The 17317-nt window shown below is 49.4% G+C and carries 14 protein-coding genes and 4 pseudogenes; 11 read left to right on the top strand and 7 right to left on the bottom strand.

What is annotated here, in order from left to right:
* Positions 1–97 precede the first annotated feature (97 nt).
* Positions 98–1639, bottom strand: a complete 1542-nt coding sequence (locus SK39_RS22865) for a methyl-accepting chemotaxis protein (RefSeq protein WP_048217551.1) — start codon at positions 1637–1639, stop codon at positions 98–100.
* A gap of 507 nt (positions 1640–2146) precedes the next feature.
* On the opposite strand from SK39_RS22865, the gene SK39_RS22870 reads away from it, so the two are divergent.
* The 6 genes and pseudogenes from SK39_RS22870 (at position 2147) to SK39_RS22900 (ending at position 8763) form a co-directional block, all read left to right on the top strand.
* On the top strand, positions 2147–3145 hold the full coding sequence (locus tag SK39_RS22870) for an MsnO8 family LLM class oxidoreductase (protein ID WP_048217552.1): 999 nt from the start codon (positions 2147–2149) through the stop codon (positions 3143–3145).
* Positions 3145–4266, top strand: a complete 1122-nt coding sequence (locus SK39_RS22875; protein ID WP_048217553.1) for an amidohydrolase — start codon at positions 3145–3147, stop codon at positions 4264–4266. Before SK39_RS22870 ends, SK39_RS22875 begins: the two co-directional genes overlap by 1 nt.
* A 25-nt stretch (positions 4267–4291) precedes the next feature.
* A pseudogene (locus SK39_RS27640) lies at positions 4292–6550 on the top strand (NtaA/DmoA family FMN-dependent monooxygenase).
* 10 nt (positions 6551–6560) lie between these two features.
* Complete coding sequence (locus SK39_RS22890) at positions 6561–7070, top strand: GNAT family N-acetyltransferase (RefSeq protein WP_048217555.1); 510 nt, start codon at positions 6561–6563, stop codon at positions 7068–7070.
* Positions 7071–7079: 9 nt separating this feature from the next.
* On the top strand, positions 7080–8006 hold the full coding sequence (locus tag SK39_RS22895) for an amino acid ABC transporter permease (protein ID WP_003836182.1): 927 nt from the start codon (positions 7080–7082) through the stop codon (positions 8004–8006).
* Complete coding sequence (locus tag SK39_RS22900) at positions 7990–8763, top strand: amino acid ABC transporter ATP-binding protein (protein ID WP_003836184.1); 774 nt, start codon at positions 7990–7992, stop codon at positions 8761–8763. The genes SK39_RS22895 and SK39_RS22900 overlap by 17 nt, the downstream gene beginning before the upstream one ends.
* 36 nt (positions 8764–8799) lie before the next feature.
* Here SK39_RS22900 and SK39_RS22905 read toward each other — a convergent pair whose 3' ends face one another.
* On the bottom strand, positions 8800–9789 hold the full coding sequence (locus SK39_RS22905) for a zinc-dependent alcohol dehydrogenase family protein (RefSeq protein ID WP_048217556.1): 990 nt from the start codon (positions 9787–9789) through the stop codon (positions 8800–8802).
* A gap of 98 nt (positions 9790–9887) precedes the next feature.
* On the bottom strand, positions 9888–10808 hold the full coding sequence (locus SK39_RS22910; protein WP_046670704.1) for a LysR family transcriptional regulator: 921 nt from the start codon (positions 10806–10808) through the stop codon (positions 9888–9890).
* A 112-nt stretch (positions 10809–10920) separates the two neighbouring features.
* On the opposite strand from SK39_RS22910, the gene SK39_RS22915 reads away from it, so the two are divergent.
* The 3 genes and pseudogenes from SK39_RS22915 (at position 10921) to pptA (ending at position 11960) form a co-directional block, all read left to right on the top strand.
* On the top strand, positions 10921–11538 hold the full coding sequence (locus SK39_RS22915) for a glutathione S-transferase family protein (protein ID WP_048217557.1): 618 nt from the start codon (positions 10921–10923) through the stop codon (positions 11536–11538).
* 53 nt (positions 11539–11591) lie between these two features.
* Positions 11592–11698 (top strand): annotated as a pseudogene (locus SK39_RS27645) (GntR family transcriptional regulator); the annotation flags it as partial.
* Between the two features lie 34 nt (positions 11699–11732).
* Entirely contained in the window at positions 11733–11960 is a 228-nt protein-coding gene (gene pptA, locus SK39_RS22920) for a tautomerase PptA (protein WP_003843703.1), read from the top strand.
* 28 nt (positions 11961–11988) lie between these two features.
* Here pptA and SK39_RS22925 read toward each other — a convergent pair whose 3' ends face one another.
* Entirely contained in the window at positions 11989–12561 is a 573-nt protein-coding gene (locus tag SK39_RS22925) for a flavin reductase family protein (RefSeq protein WP_032935711.1), read from the bottom strand.
* A gap of 157 nt (positions 12562–12718) precedes the next feature.
* On the opposite strand from SK39_RS22925, the gene nhoA reads away from it, so the two are divergent.
* A complete protein-coding gene (gene nhoA, locus SK39_RS22930; RefSeq protein ID WP_003843702.1) occupies positions 12719–13564 on the top strand; it encodes an N-hydroxyarylamine O-acetyltransferase in 846 nt (281 codons plus the stop codon).
* 42 nt (positions 13565–13606) lie between these two features.
* Positions 13607–13705 (top strand): annotated as a pseudogene (locus SK39_RS27650) (hypothetical protein); the annotation flags it as partial.
* Positions 13706–13742: 37 nt separating this feature from the next.
* Here SK39_RS27650 and SK39_RS22935 read toward each other — a convergent pair.
* The 3 genes and pseudogenes from SK39_RS22935 to SK39_RS22945 all read right to left on the bottom strand — a co-directional run bounded on the left by SK39_RS22935 (position 13743) and on the right by SK39_RS22945 (position 17285).
* The gene (locus SK39_RS22935; RefSeq protein ID WP_016150261.1) at positions 13743–14156 is read right to left on the bottom strand and encodes a hypothetical protein; all 414 of its coding nucleotides are present in this window, start codon (positions 14154–14156) and stop codon (positions 13743–13745) included.
* A gap of 333 nt (positions 14157–14489) precedes the next feature.
* Positions 14490–15923 carry a PAAR domain-containing protein gene (locus SK39_RS27655; RefSeq protein WP_231593830.1) on the bottom strand — a complete coding sequence of 478 codons (1434 nt, stop codon included), beginning with the start codon at positions 15921–15923 and terminating at the stop codon, positions 14490–14492.
* 554 nt (positions 15924–16477) lie between these two features.
* Positions 16478–17285: pseudogene (locus SK39_RS22945) on the bottom strand (PhzF family phenazine biosynthesis isomerase).
* Positions 17286–17317: the final 32 nt, after the last annotated feature.

The raw sequence follows: 17317 nt of genomic DNA on the forward strand, positions 1-17317 counted from the left end.
CGCGGTGTGGCCTCGATTCAGCCAATAAAAGAAAAGGGCGTAAATACCTGGAGAGGAGTGCGCTTATCGAGACATTCACCCGATAAGCGCCGTAAGGTTATGCTGATACGCCAAAGACCTGAACGGCCTGCTGTAAGCGCGATGAACGTTGAGTCAGATCGGCGGTAGCATCGGTGACACGCTCTACCATCTCGGCATTATTGTGTGTCATGGTGCCTACGCGTGAAATCGAATCGTTAATCAGATCCAGCGCCAGGGTTTGCTCACGCGTCGCCAGACTAATATCTTTGATCATCATCGACATCTGCAGGACATCGCCAATCATTCCGGTAAGATGCGTCTCCGTTTGTTCTACCATTTTGACGCCGCTATTCACGTTGGCGACGTTCTTCTCAATCAACTGTTTGATCTCTTTTGCTGCAGACGCTGAGTGTTGTGCCAGATTACGGACCTCTGCCGCCACAACGGCGAAACCGCGTCCTGACTCTCCGGCTCGCGCGGCCTCGACCGCGGCATTGAGCGCCAGAATATTGGTCTGAAAGGCGATACTATCAATGACGCCGATGATGTCGACGATCTGCCCGTTGTCACGCGATATCGCCTGCATCATGGCGATAGTTTGTTTCATGATATCGCCGCCTTCTGCCGCATTGGCGCTGGTTTTATCGGCCATGGTCATAGTATGTGCCGCAGTCTCAGCAGTTTGCTGTACCGCGCTACCAATTTCTTCAATGGCGGCAGCGGTTTGTTGCAGGTCGGCGGAGGTTTCTTCGGAACGCTTATGCAGTGCCGTACCTTCTTTTGATACTCGCTGACTGATAGCGCGAATACCGGATATTTGCGTACTGACATCATCGACCAGTGAATTCAGATTAAGCCCGGACTGATTAACCAGACGCATCAGCATTCCGATCTCATCCACCCGATTTAAATGACAGTTATCAGGTTTTCTCCCGGATACCACTTTCTTCATTTGCGTCAGTAGCGTATTAACTGGCTGACAAATCTGATACTTAAGGTAAATAGCAAACATCAGAAATAAGAACAGCAACCCTCCCGCCTGAATAAATGGATTAACAGGAGCAAAAAGAAATAGCACAGCGAGCAGGGCGATTACCCCTAAAGAATAATTGACGCGCTGGCTAATGCTCAGCCATTTAAACATTGATGCCCATGACAATATGCCGCGGCGAATGATAATGCCTTTAAAAAGTCGAAACCCTTTAAACTGCTGGTTATTAATTTTTTGATATAAACTTTCGCTTTGAGTTATTTCATCGCGCGAAGGAACGGTACGCACTGAAATGTAGCCAGTGAGCTTTTCATTGTGCCAGACCGGTGTAACGTTGGCGCGAACCCAGTAATGGTCGCCATTCTGCCGACGGTTTTTCACCATTCCCGTCCAGCTGTCTCCCTGCTGTAGCGTGTACCACATATCGGCGAACGCCGCGGGAGGCATATCAGGATGGCGAATAATATTATGCGGTTCGCCCATTAATTGCTGTTCGTTAAATCCGCTGGCATCAATAAATGCGGAGTTGGCGTAGGTAATATGACTTTCTTTATCCGTCGTAGAAAGCAGCGTCGCTTTATCGTTAAGTGCGTGCTCAATTTGTGTAACGGGCATGTTACTTTTCATAGAGGTCCCATGATGCTATGTATAATCCATACAAAAATCCCCGCAATAAAATCGGGGGATATTAGAAATCTGTTTTCAACCGTTTTAATAAGAAACGTTGCATTCTCTACTAATCATCATTTCTGTGGAAGTAGTTAAAATAAAAATTTCCATGTAAATCATTCATCCCGCGTCATAAAAGTGAAACAATTAATACAAGCGCATAACGTTACAAGTCGTTTAAACTGACTTAACGTAAATTGCGCTAAAAAACCATTTCGAAAAAAGAAAACTGGCATGAAAAGATTTTGATGTTATTACCGTGATATCAACGACCCTATTATATTTTGTAGGCTATTAATTGCGGGTGTTTTTCAGTTTAGCGGTACAGGGCGATCCAAATTTTAACCCTGACTGCTGCAGGGTTTGTTATCTACTTTTTAGCTGAGTAAATGTGAATTAAATGTTTCAGTATGGCTATTTGATAAATTAATAATAAAGACATGTTAACAAACATAGGCTCGTAACATGTCATATCGCCTGAGTATTCTGGATAAAAGCCCCATCGGGGAAGGTGAAACTGCCGCGACTGCGCTTTCCCGGACGTTGCGCCTGGCGCAACTGGCGGAAGAGTGGGGGTACCATCGTTTCTGGATCGCGGAACACCATAATACGCCACAGCTGGCCAGTCCATCGCCGGAGCTGGTGATCGCCTGGATCCTCGGGCAAACCCAGCGTATCCGCGTTGGTTCCGGCGGCGTGATGCTGCAACATTACAGCCCGTACAAAGTGGCGGAAAACTTCAATCTTCTGGCATCACTGGCTCCTGGACGTGTCGATCTCGGCGTAGGGAAGGCCCCTGGCGGGTTACCGTTGTCGACTCAGGCGTTACAGCATGGACTGCATCAGGAAGAAAAAGGCAGTTTTGCCGATCAGCTTTCTCAGCTTAACGGCTGGCTGGCGCTGAACGGAACGGAAAGCGGGGAAACGGTATTCCCGACGCCAATCCCACCAATACCGCCAGAAGGATTTGTACTCGGAGCCAGTGTGCAAAGCGCACAGTTAGCAGCGCAATCCGACTGGAATTTTATCTTCGCTGCGCACCTCAACGGTGACAAAGCGTTATTACGTGAGGTTTTGTCCTTCTGGCAGACCCACAGCGACCGCCCGACGATAGTCGCCGTTCAGGTGATTGTGGCTGACAGTCACGATACCGCTGCGCAACTGGCGGAAAACGTGCAAATCTGGGGCGTTGAGCTAGAAAATGGTCAACGCGTTACAGTCGCCAGTGAAGAGCAAGCCCTGGCATTCGCCGTACAGGCGGGGAGTTCGCCACGCAAAATCGCGCGTCGTGAACTGGCGTTGTTACACGGCACCGCTCAAGAGGTGATGGTAAAGCTGAATGCTCTGCATACGCAATTTGGTATTGATGAGTTTATTATCGACACGCCAGTGGCGGAGGGCCACGCACGTCTGACATCGCTGCGTTTGTTGGCACAAGTCCATAATGCCGTGGAGGTGCTCTGATGACCCTCAGCTCAACGCTTATCAACTGGCGTCGCGAATTACATCAGCACCCGGAGCTTTCCCTGCAGGAGGAAGCAACCACCGGGCGCATTCAGGCCTGGTTGCACGCTGCGGATGTCGACATTCTGCCGTTCGAGCTGAAAACCGGTCTGGTCGCGGAAATCGGCAAGGGAGAAGATGTCATCGCGCTGCGGGCGGATATCGATGCGCTACCGATAGAAGAAAGCGCCGATGTTCCGTTTCGCTCCCTCACACCGGGCGTGATGCATGCCTGCGGGCATGACGTCCATACCAGCGTGATGCTTGGTGCAGCACTGCTGCTTAAACAACAGGAAACAACCTTACCGGGGCGAGTACGTATTTTGTTTCAACCAGCTGAAGAGAGTTTCGGCGGCGCAAAAACGTTGATCCGCGCCGGTGCGTTGCAAAACGTAGCGGCTATTTTTGGTATGCACAATGAGCCCGGTTTGCCAGTGGGCGAATTTGCCACACGCGGCGGTGCGTTCTATGCCAATGTCGATCGCTTTGTGCTGCGTATAAATGGCAAGGGAGCACATGCGGCGCGTCCGCATGAAGGCAAAGATGCCATCCTGCTTGCCAGCCAGTTGGTCACCGTGTTGCAAAGCGTTGCCAGTCGCGACGTTAACACGCTGGATTCGGTGGTACTCAGCGTGACCCGTATTCAGGGAGGAAATACATGGAACGTACTGCCAGAGTCCGTTGAACTGGAAGGGACGCTCAGAACGCACCGGACTCAGGTACAGCAGCAGGTTAAAGCACGGGTTAATGACATCGCTGCCGGATTTGCCCATGCCTTTGGCGCACAAATAGACGTTATCTGGCATGCGGGGCCGACCGCGTTGGTGAAAGATGCGCGTTGGGCCGATATCGCCACCACGGTGGCGAAACAGTCAGGCTACACCACTCACCATGCCGACCTGCATATGGGCGGGGAGGATTTTGCCGTCTACCTGCAAAATACACCAGGCGCATTTGTCAGTATTGGTAGCGCCAGTGAATACGGATTACATCACCCGGGATTTAATCCGGACGAGCGTTTAATTGAACCTGCCGCACATTACTTTGCGCAGTTAGCAAAAACGGCATTCGCACACCTTTAAGTTTACCTGTTGGGTAGGGGTTATTATGGCTGAAAATCGGCAACTACGGCTCGGAACTATTCTGCATGGCGCATCGGGAAATATGTCCGCATGGCGCCACCCGGCGGCTCAGGCCGATGCCAGTATTAATTTTAATTTTGTCAAAGAGACGGCGCTTATTGCGGAAAAAGGGAAGCTGGATTTTATTTTTGTCGCCGATGGCCTGTATATTAATGAAAAATCAATCCCGCACTTTTTAAATCGTTTTGAGCCGCTGACAGTATTATCCGCTTTGGCCAGCATCACCCAGAATCTGGGACTGGTTGGCACAGTGTCTACATCATACAGCGAGCCGTTTACGACCGCACGGCAGTTCGCCAGCCTGGACCATCTCAGCAAGGGGCGTGCGGGTTGGAACGTGGTTACGTCGCCTCTGGAAGGATCGGCAAAAAACTATTCTCGCGCTGAGCATCCGGAGCATGCTCAGCGTTATCGTATTGCCGATGAATATTTACAGGTAGTGAAAGGACTGTGGGATTCCTGGGAAGACGATGCTTTTACCCGTAATAAAACAAGCGGGGAATTTTTTAATCCGCATAAACTGCACACGCTAAACCATCATGGAGATTATTTTCAGGTCGCCGGGCCGTTAAATATTGGGCGTACGCCACAAGGTCGTCCGATTATATTTCAGGCGGGAGCTTCAGCAGATGGCAAGAAATTAGCGGCGCAGCATGCTGATGCCATTTTTACCCATCAGGAGTCTCTGGCAGAGGCTAAGGCGTTCTATCAGGATGTAAAAAGTCAGCTGGAAATCGCCGGACGACATCCCGATCAACTGCATATATTCCAGGGCGTCAGTATTATTGTTGGCGACAGCGCAGAGGACGTTGAGCAGCAGTATCAGACTACCGCTGCGCTGGTCTCCGTTACCGACGCGCTGAACTATCTTGGCCGCTACTTTGAACATCATGATTTTGCCCAATATCCGCTGGACGCACCGTTCCCGGATCTTGGCTCTCTCGGACAAAACAGCTTTCGCAGTACGACTGATGAGATCAAACGCAACGCGCGCGAGCGTGGCTTAACACTCCGTCAGGTTGCTCTGGAAGCGGCCAGCCCACGTCCGCGTTTCAGCGGCACGCCGGAACAGGTCGCCGACGGCCTGCAGCAGTGGTTCGACGAGAAAGCCGCAGACGGTTTTATTATCCAGGGCGGAACGCCGGATACCTTCCCGCGTTTTGTCGAACAGGTTGTCCCTGTGCTTCAGGCGCGGGGCCTGTTCCGCCATGAATATCCCGGTACGACCCTGCGCGCAAGCCTGGGATTAACGACACCTGCAAATCAATTCGCACAATAAGAGAAAAACGCTATGCAGAAAAAATCAGTATTCCTCGCGCTGTCGCTGGCTTTCAGCGCGACTGTCTGGGCAAATGATGTGACGATTAACGGCACGGGCGTAAGTCTGGAAGCCAATAAAACGCCGATCAATACGGCAAAGAATCCGCAGGCGATTGCGCAATTGCCCGCAAACCTGCACCTGGCCGTACCGGGCAAATTCACCGTGGCGATTGCCGGGCTCAGTCAACCGCCGCTGACCGTCTTTGCCGATGACAATAAGACGCTGATCGGCAGCGAGGCGGACATCGCGCGTCTGGTGGCTGACAGTTTGGGGCTGGAACTCAACGTCGTACCTACGTCATGGGAAGACTGGCCGCTGGGCGTCACTTCCGGCAAATACGATGCCGCGATCAGCAATATTACCGTCACCAAAGCACGCAAAGAAAAATTCGATTTCGCGACGTATCGGAAAGACTCTCTTGGCTTTTATGTCAAAACCGGTAGCAAGCTGAAGAAAATCGAGCAGGCGGAAGATATCGCTGGACTGCGCATTATCGTCGGTTCAGGGACGAACCAGGAAGCCATCCTGCTGGCCTGGAACGATGAGAACGTGAAGAAAGGGTTACAGCCGTTTACGCCGGTGTATACCAAAGATGATGCCGCGCAAACCCTGGCCCTACAGTCAGGTCGCGCCGATGCCTACTTCGGTCCTAATGTAATCGGCGCATGGAAAGCTGCACTCAACGGTAAAACGCAATTGGTGGGTAGTGTTGATGGCGGTTGGCCAAAAGCGGCACACATCGCTGTGACGCTGAAAAAGGACAGCGGTCTGGTTCTGCCGGTACAAACCGCCCTCAACGGCGTAATTGGCAACGGCGCCTATGACAAGGTGCTGAGTCGCTGGGGAGAAGGGGTGGAACGCATTCCGCAATCTGAAATCAACCCGGCCGGTTTAGGCGACTAAGGAGGTTATCGTGAGCGATCAATTTCGCGTGGTCTCACCTGAAGCCAGCGAGCTACAGCCCATTTTGAACGGTCTGTTCGGTGAGTATGCTGCCCGCTATGGCGATTATTTTTCTCGTGACGCTGAAGTGGAACTGACCGAATGGTATCTGGCACCGCAGGGACTTTTTGTGGTCCTGGAGCGTGGCGGTGAAATTATCGCCACCGGGGCTTACAAACCTTACGACAAGGACACTGCCGAGATTAAGCGTATCTGGACAAAAAGCAGCCTGCGTCAGCAGGGACTTGCGGCGCGTGTAGTGCAGGAACTGGAACGTCGGGCGCTACTCGCGGGCTACAGCCGGATATATCTGACCACAGGATTTCGCCAGCCGGAGGCCGTCAGACTTTATTTAAGCCAGGGCTACGATCCGCAATTTGATACGACGCGCAATCCCGAAGAGTACAGCCAGCCACCGTTTGATGGACGACTGCGCTTTACCAAACTGCTGACTATTGCCGGTCAGGCCAGAATCGCCTGAGGAGAGAAGATGAAAACGACAGATAGCATTAAAGTCGTACCGGCGCGTTACCCCATGCGCACCGTTGGCGCGATCATTGCTTTGTTTGCCCTGGCGGTGATTCTCCAGTCTGTGGCGTTTAATCCGCGCTGGGAATGGAGTGTGTTTGCCCGCTGGTTCTTCGATCCGGTGATTTTGTCTGGTCTTGGACAAACGCTGTTACTGACACTTATCGGGACGCTGTTGAGTATTCTCATCGGCGGTCTGCTGGCGCTGGCGCGGCTTTCATCTTCCTGGCTGTTGAACTGTCTGGCCTGGGGGTACATCTGGCTGTTTCGTTCGTTACCACTGATTGTGGTGCTAATCGTTCTGTACAACTTCTCCTATCTATACGACACGCTGACGATTGGTATTCCGTTTACTCCCATTCAGTGGGGAAGTTTTGAGACCATCAATGTACTCGGTCAGTTTTCCACTGCGGTGGTTGGCCTGACGCTGGTGCAAAGCGCCTATACCGCTGAGATTATACGTGGTGGATTTTTGGGGGTTGATCACGGTCAGTACGAGGCAGCGGCAGCACTGGGCTTACCGGCAGGGCGACGTACGCTGCGGATTATTCTGCCGCAGGCGCTGCGCACCATTTTGCCTGCTGGCTTCAATGAAATCATCAGCCTGGCGAAAGGGACGGCGATGGTATACGTGCTGGCAATGCCGGAGCTGTTCTACACCATCCAGATGATATACAACCGCACGCAGGAAGTGATCCCGCTGCTGATGGTGGGTGCGGTGTGGTATCTGGTGATCACCAGCATTCTGTCGCTTATTCAGCATCTGGTCGAACGTGCGCTGGCACGCAGCGAACGACGTTCAGCGATCAACACCGTCCGGGTGAGCCGTGCAGAAAAACGCAGTCGTCAACGTCCACAGCAGGAGGCCGTCCATGTCCCACTCGCCTGAAGGTCATATTTCTATTACCGGCGTCAGCAAATACTTTGGTCGCCACAAAGCATTGGATAATGTGTCGCTGGAGATCCCTCCCGGAACGGTTACGGTCATTCTCGGGCCGTCCGGTTCAGGGAAATCCACACTCCTGCGTACCATCAACCATCTGGAACGCGTCGATGAGGGTTTTATTCAAATCGATGGCGATTACATTGGCTATCGTCGGCAGGGAGACAAGCTGTATGAGCTGAAAGAGGCGGAAATTTTGCGCCAGCGGGTTAACGTCGGCTATGTGTTCCAGAACTTTAATCTGTTCCCGCACTTAACGGTGCTGGAGAACCTGATTGAAGCACCCATTGCGCACGGACTGGCATCGCGTAAAGCCGCCACCGAGCGGGCATTAACGCTGCTTGATGCGGTAGGGTTGCGCAATAAAGCCGATGCCTGGTCGCGTCACTTATCTGGCGGTCAGCAGCAGCGTATCGCTATTGCCCGTGCACTGGCGCTAAATCCGCGCGTCATGCTGTTTGATGAGCCTACATCTGCACTGGATCCTGAACTGGTGGGCGAAGTCCTGGATGTCATCAAAGCGCTGGCGAAGTCGGGAACCACGCTGGTGGTGGTGACGCACGAGATTGGCTTCGCTCGGGAAGTGGCGGATCAGGTGGTGTTTATGGTTGATGGCAAAATCGTCGAGCAGGGCAGCAGCGAGCAGGTGTTGAATCATCCACGCCACACGCGCACCCAGCAGTTTTTGTCGAAAGTGCTTTGAGGGTAATTTGCGGCACAAGACTGTGCCGCACAAGGATTACAGGGTGACGACGATTTTGCCCACCTGACCGTTGGCTTCCATGTATTGATGTGCTTCAACGATATCATCAAAGGCAAAGGTTTTATCAATCAGCGGTTTGAGCTTACCGGATTGCAGTCCTTCAAAGATAAACCGTTTCGCCCGCGAAAGTTTTTCTGCGTCCGCGGTGATTTCGAAAATCTCATAGCCGCGGAAGGTCAGATGACGACCGAGTATCTCAATTACCGGAATCGACAAATCACGCGCATCAAGAGAGCCATACTGGAAAAAGAGTCCGCCGGCAGGCATCACCTGGGCAATTTTTGCCACGCCAGGGCCACCGACCGGATCGAAGACCACGCGGGTACCTTTGCCGTCAGTGATCCGGTTAATCTCCGCCACCAGATCCTGCTCCTGGCTGGCGATAACCTCTGCCGCGCCAAGTTGCAGAAGCTGGGCACGTTTCTCACTGGTGCGCGTCATCGCAATCGGTTTTGCTCCCCGCATGTTAGCAATCTGAATTGCCGCCAGTCCGACGCTGCTGGAAGCAGCATTGATCAGCACGTTATCACCAGGCTTAATATCCGCATATTCAACCAGCGCGCCGAAAGCGGTCACATACATCATCCAGCTCGCCGCGGCTTCCTCGAAGCTAAGATTCTCTGGATGTTTGACGACAGCATGGGCTGGAGCATTGACGACTTCACCGTACATACCATACTCATGGAAGCTGAAAGCCGGGATGACGCTGACGCTATCGCCGGGCGCAAACTCACGCACGTTGTCTCCCACGGATTCAACAACGCCAGAAGCCTCATAGCCCAGACGCGCCGGGAATTTGGGTTGGTAAATATACTGGCCGGTACGATACATAATTTCCGCCCGGTTGATGCCGATTGCGCGCACGCGGATCTGAACGTCATCAGCACTTGGCGCCGGAACCTGTATATCCTCAATTGTCAGGACGTCAGCGCCACCTGATTGATTAAAAACCACGACCTTAGACATAGCAAACCTCTGTAAATTGTTCTGTATTGGGTCTGCACAATTTAACGGCTCAGATGAGGGTGAAAAACCGCCGTTGCGGAACTTCACTATTACTCAGATTATAATAATCCCTGTAGGCGCGATTTTTGCTCGGTAAAAAGCGCATACAGCCAGTCAATAAACACCCGAACGCGGGGGGCAAGATGACGCCTGTCCGGGTAGAGCACGGAAACGGGTTTTGATTCCCCAGCATAATCGGCCAGCACCTCTACGAGCTGGCCCGACTGGATCCAGGGGGCCAGTACCGCGTGCACACCGTGGATGATACCGAGTCCGGATAAACAGCCTGTCAAAAGGATGTCGGAGTTATCAACGCTGATGTGACCTGTGGGGATAAACGACACGGTTTCACCCTCACGGACGAAGGACCATTCCAGTGCTTCACGATGACGTTCACTGAAAAAGTTAATTGCCTGATGTCGGGATAAATCCTCTGGCGTCTGCGGTACGCCGTGTTTTTGCAGATAATCCGGTGACGCGCATGTCACCATTTTTACCTCACCAAGCCGCCGTGAAATCAGAGAAGAGTCTTGTAACTCGCCAATGCGAATCATGCAGTCGATACCTTCGGCAAGCAGATCGATTCTGCGGTCGGTGGAGGTGAGGACAATCTCAATATCCGGGTAGCGCGACTGGAAATCGTTCAGGGCCGGGACTAATACCGAGTGAGCCAGCGACAGGGGGGCATTCACCCTAAGCTTTCCGCGCGGAGGGCGGGTGGGTGAGAAAGAAGCCATGATGTCATCAACGTCACTGAGCAGGATTTTTGTGCGTTGGTAAAAAGCGTCACCTTCTTCTGTCAGACTCACTTTACGAGTCGTGCGGTTAAGCAACTTTGCTCCCAGATCGTCTTCAAGATGTTGGATAGCTTTGGTCACTGCAGGGCGGTGCAGGTGTAACACGTCTGCTGCTCTGGCAAATCCACCTTGCTCAACAACCTGTACAAAAATGTTCATATATTCAAACATACTGGAACGCATGGCTTATTCTCCCCCGGTATTCGACCATTGTTATTATGAAAGTAATAATCATGTCTGCATAGGTTGCCGAATGCTGCTCTACACTTAGGGTTTTAACTTTGGGGATTGCAGCATGATTAAGGTCTATGGGGTACCGGGCTGGGGATCGGCCATCAGTGAAGTGATGCTCACACTGGCGGAGATCCCTTATCATTTTATTAATGTCGACGGTTTTGACAGTGATGGCCCTCAGCGGGAGTTGCTTAAGACGATGAATCCACTATGCCAGGTGCCCACGCTGGTACTGGAAAATGGCAGTGTGATGACAGAAACGGCGGCGATCGCGCTGATGATCCTCGATCGTCGCCCTGAACTTTCACCACCCGTTGGACACGCCGAACGCCAGCAGTTTCAGCGTCTGTTGATATGGCTGGTAGCAAATGTCTATCCCACGTTTACCTATGCCGACTATCCAGAACGCTGGGTACCGGACGCCCCGGCGCAGTTGAAAAAGAACTGCATTGAGTACCGTAAATCCCTCTATATGTGGCTGAACGATCAGCTAAACGCCGAGCCGTACGCATTCGGGGATCAGCTAACACTACTGGACGTATATATTGCCGTTATGCGCACCTGGGGGCCAGGGCATGACTGGTTTCAGGACAACACGCCGAATATTAGCGCTATCGCTGATGCAGTTTGTCAGCATCCGAGGCTGCGTACTGTACTGAAAAGCAATAAGATTATTTGAATAAAAAAACGCTGTTCCGCAGGAGTGCAAATCCCGGAACAGCGGGCGAGCTCCGACGGGCTATTGGACAACGCGTCGCCTCGATCGTATCGAACAAATTCCACGTGAAGACGATATTATTGATGTCGGATTTCACCTGGTTGAACGAGAGTCCGCATAAGTTACCTGCATCCCAAAACACTAAGGAACCTGGCATGCCGCACGTTGATATCAAATGTTTTCCTCGCGATTTGAACGAAGAAGAGAAGGCCGCGTTGGCGGCGGATATTACCGAAGTCATTATTCGTCATTTACAAAGCAAAGAGAGTTCAGTGAGCGTGGCGCTGAATGAAATTGAGCCAGGGGAGTGGCAGAGCGTGTGGGATGCGGAAATTGCGCCACAGATGACGAGGCTGATTAAAAAACCCGGCTACAGCATGTGAAAGAGAACGGGCGATTATTGCGCCCGTATTATTCAGCCGCTGTTATGCGTTTCCCGCTGGTGACAAACGTTCCGGCGCCAAGATGATGCAGGGTATTGAGTTGGCCATCATCAAACTGCCAGCGTCCTTCCACGAAAGCTCGTTCATCAGCGGCAGCCGAGACCACTTCCCCAAACAGGGTGTCATATTTTTCCTGTGCCGCCGTTGCAGGCAACAGGCGACACTCCATCCAGGCCAGACATTTCGCTTCTATTAACGGTAATCCCAGCACCGGACCTTTTACCACCGGAATACCGTAGCAGTTAAATTTATCTTCCACGCGACCGGAAACGCTGCCCACCGCGTAAGTCCAGTTGGTGGCGGCCACGCCCGGAATAACAATGCCGAACTTGCCGCTACGCTCAATCAGTTCACGCGACCAGGCGGTCTTATCAACAACAATTGCAATCCGCGGCGGTTCAAATTCTACCGGCATTGACCATGCCGCCGCCATCACATTGCGCCGCTCGGTATGCTCATCCCGGCTGGTGATCAGTATCGTAGGGCCGTGGTTAAGCAGCCGACTGGCATGTTTTAATTCGATTGAACGGAAATGGCTCATGGATGCTCCTGGGCTGAGAGATAACACACCACAATAGATATAGATATTAACGGTATTAGCGATTTTGTCGCCTCGTCTGGAGGAACAACGCACAAAATCGACGGCGTAAAATTAAAAATGCGTTATAAGTACTGCATTAATCGAACAGGAACTCCCTATGACGCCTTTTTTAACCGCTTATTTTGCCCGTATTGGCTGGTCAGATTCGGCCAGCGTCGACATTGAAACTTTAAAAGCGCTGCATTTACTGCACAACGGCGCGATTCCGTTTGAAAACCTGGATGTATTACTGCCAAGAGAGATGCAGCTTGACGATTTGTCGCTGGAAGAGAAGCTGGTGACGGCGCGTCGTGGCGGTTATTGCTTTGAACAGAATGGAGTGTTTGAGCGCGCGTTACGCGAAATCGGTTTTAACGTACGCAGCCTTCTCGGTCGTGTGGTACTGGCAAATCCGTCAAGTCTGCCGCCGCGCACGCATCGTCTGTTGCTGGTTGAATTACAGGGAGAGCAGTGGATCGCCGACGTTGGCTTCGGCGGGCAAACGCTGACGGCGCCGATTCGTCTGCAGGCCGACATTGAGCAGCAAACGCCACACGGCGAATATCGTCTGGTTCAGGAGGGGGACGATTGGATCCTGCAGTTCCGCCATCACGATCACTGGCAATCAATGTACCGTTTTGACCTGGTTGTACAGCACCAGAGCGATTATCTGATGGGCAATTTCTGGTCCGCGCACTGGCCACAATCGCATTTTCGTCATCATTTGCTGATGTGTCGTCATCTTCCGGACGGCGGTAAGCTGACGTTGACCAATTTTCATTTCACCCGTTATCAGGATGGTCGTGCGGTAGAGCAGATTAATCTGCCCGATGTCGCCAGCCTGTATGCCTTGCTGCAGGAACAGTTTGGACTGGGCGTGGATGACGTGAAGCATGGGTTTACCGAAGATGAGCTGGCGACGGTCATGGCTGCGTTTGATACGCATCCAGAGGCGGGGAAATAGGGGGTGAGAATAGTGCCGGATGCGGCGTCATCGCCTTATCCGGCAGACCCTAAAGTAAATCCGAATGTATTTGTAAGCGGGTTACTACCTGTTGCTACATATGGCTGGATTGTTGATCAGATTTATGGGGCATTGAAATAAAAAATAACAAGCACTCCAATGGAGTCCCTTTGAATTATCATTCAAATAATGCGTGTAAAATAAATCCTATTAACATTGGTGGAATCGATATAATCCAAAGAAAACCCTCAATTCTAAATCCAATAGTTAATTTCATTGGTAAGGAATTAATGTAATTATATTGCTCTATTGTCATATCATGATTAGAAAACTTGTTATACGGCAATATTAATGAATCCATAATAAAACCAACTTTTGCATGGTATGACCCTGGTGTTAATATCAGGCTAGCTTCTTTTGCTAATCCTGCCATAATAGGCAATCTATTATACTTTTTAATATATAAATCAACAACCATAGCATAATATTTTTTATTTACCAATGAAATAATAACAATAAGTAACATTCCAATCATGGAGAATGTTATTAAATATAAAATAAAGTTTGGATTATTTTTTAAATAATTGCTCATAAATTATATGTTCTCCGAATAATTCACCATAATGTTCAGCACTATCCTCGACAACTTTTGCGGTTCCTATACTTACGCCAACCCCCGTTACAAAGCATAAACTAGCACCTACGGCGCCCACTTCCGTAGTTACTAGCCCAAGAACCCACATGCAGGCACCTCGCGCAGCTAAACCACTGGCCCAACCAACCCCCATACTCGTCCCCTGTTTAAAACCAAACTTACTATATTCAGTAATTGCAGCCTTTTTGCAAGCATCTTCACGGCCTCTGGAACAAGCGTCATATACATTTGCTGAATAACCAGCAAAATCTAAGCCAACACCAATGTATCCTACATTTTTATTATTTTTATCAATTTGGAAGAATGTTCAATATAATTCGCATATCCTTCAATATTATCGACTCCAGATTGGTTCCACTTATGCATAACAGAAGATGTTGAGAGGCCCAGCGCTTTCTTTATACTGTTATATTCTTCTAAATTTAATTGTGATTTAGAGAACTTATTTAATACAATATCCAATCTTTTAAAAAGCCTCGATCTTTGTCCAAAAAACTCCTCTCCAGATATTTTTCCATTATTATGCGTGTAAGTTTTTTTGTATAGATCTTCAATTTCTTTTAATATATCATTTATCTCTTCATAGTATCCTTTGCCTATTTCACTTATATATCCAAAACCATCCCCGGCCTTACCTAAATAATCTCCATAAAGCTGATATGAAAATGTATCTACGACGGCTCTGTTATCGTGTAAAAGTTTTGCTTCCTCTATAGTAAGAGGTTCAAGTGCTTTATCAATTTTATCTCGTGCTTTTTGCAGAGTCTGAATCTGCTTTTGATCTTGCTTTTCAGGATCAACAACAATCAATATAGAGCCTGGTTTTTTTTCCATTTCTGGATTTAGCTTGCGGTATAACTCTTTTACTCCTGATGGCGGATTGACTATTAACTCACACTCATATTTCTTAGGTGATGTTTGATCTGGTACTACACAAAAACCAGGTTCTACCGTTTGTCTTGCTTCTGGGGGGCGCTGCTGCCGTACAGGTGGTGTATCAGGTATTGAATTACTGGTACTATTTACTGACTGAAAACTGGACAAAAGGTATTCATCATATCTGTATGTTATATTAAAATGCGGTGTAAACCTGCAATGACATTTGCATGAACCTCTGCTGTGTGCGGAACCTGCAAGGAGACATATTATTTCGGTTTCATAATCTGATAAATCTCGCCCCATCCTTGAGTAAATATCAAATAAATGTTTGGGAATCCTTGTTCGAAAACCTGTGCTAAAATTTGAAGTTAAGAATTTATTTTTCTTTTCTCCAGTAATGATTTTTTTCCGTCCAAGTATTATCCCTCCAGCCATACCAATAAAATCATCGTGTTCAAATCTTTCATCGAAGTCTCTAAGTGAATCATGCGAGCGTCTATGTAAACCGGTTTCCTCTTGCATTTGTCTGAATATTTCTGAAGAAGGTGTTATTTTTCGACCTTCATGATCAATATCGTTATCAAATGCACTTTTGAAGGTGTCTCTATATAAAATCCTGCTTGCTTCTATATGTGAGTCATTTGGTACGCCACCCTCAATTTGGTATCGTTGACCATCAAAACCACATATATACTCATCCCCCTCACATGCTATTTTAACTCCTCTAATACCAGGAAGGTCGGAATTTTCTAAAATATAACCACCACAACTTGTTCTATCTCCCGGAGATAATAAAAATCCTTTCTTAGCATCCCAGAAACTCATATGGCAAATCCTTATTTTAAATATCAAGACTAAAGAAAGTATGATATCAAACTATTTGTAATTTAATTATTGTGACTGCCATCGCAAATTATAAAAAAAGCCTGAATCTTTTTTAAAATAATTCAGGCCTTTTATAACCAGTTTAATTGAAATTCATTAGATAAATGCCTCGTAAACTCTTTTTCTTTTCTATGATGAGATTAATCTCATTAAGCCCGTCATTTGACAGTGGAACCTGTAATGCCTTCTCCCATTTTAACGTGGTTTCACGTTTCTCAATAATATAATCATATCTGTCATAATGTTTTTTCCGATGATTTTATTAGCATGTTGATTAACAATATCTTTTTCATTCTCTGTGAAGTGGAGCGTTCCAGACAAGGTTTTAAATGTTCTCCTTATGTCGCGCATTGAGAATACAGATTCTAAATTCTTTTTCGCAAAAATATTTACTGGCTCTGCCCAATAAGAAGAACTTAAGCCTATGGTCGATTTTAAAGTTCGCTTTAGTTTGTCTGTTTTGATTGTAGGCCTTATCCGGCCTACGGGAACAATTAAAAATCTACCGCCCATTCGGCGTGAAACAGGATCACTGCCGAACCGGTAATAGTCACTTTTTCCGGCAGGTTTTCCCGGATAGCCACCGTCACATCAACAATACCGTCACGCCCGAGCGCGCGGCCCTGATGCCCCTGAACACGTAGCGTTTTTCCGTCATGCGGCATCAACCCATGTTGAACCAGCCACGCGCCCATTGGACCGTTGGCATTGCCGGTAACCGGATCTTCCACAATACCAATAGCAGGCGAGAACATGCGGCCATCGGTGGCGTTTTCGCCCTTGCGAATTTGAAAAGGGAAGAAACCGTTACAGCCAATTTGCTTGCTGATAGCGGTCAGGGCAGGCAAATCCGGGCAGCATATCGTCTTCGCTCAGGTGCAGTGCATCGATTATCGCGGCACGTACAGCACCTTCCAGCGGAGCTTCGAATCCAGGTACGCCTTGTTCAAGGCTGATGCGATAGTCATTGTCACTTGCTTCAATATCGACCCGATGACGACCGGCGAGCGAGGTTTGCCAGACGGTGCTGTTGCCCAGACCCAGCACCTTGGCGCGCACATAATGTGCGGCGACGGTAGCGTGTCCACAGATAGGAACTTCGACCGTCGGCGTGAAATAACGAATGCGAACATCGCTGTCGTCACTGGTCAGCAGGAATGCGGTTTCCGAATGACGCAGCTCGCGAGCAATAAGTTGCATCTGTGCTTCGCTCAATCCGTCAGCATGCAACACCACTCCCGCTGAATTGCCGCGAAAGGGTACTGAAGTAAAGGCATCGACGTGATAAACCTGTGGTTTCATTAGCGTTCTCCCTGGGATGGAGAAGCATCATA

The sequence above is a fragment of the Citrobacter sp. BIDMC107 genome, from assembly GCF_001037575.1.
GTDB lineage: Bacteria > Pseudomonadota > Gammaproteobacteria > Enterobacterales > Enterobacteriaceae > Citrobacter > Citrobacter freundii.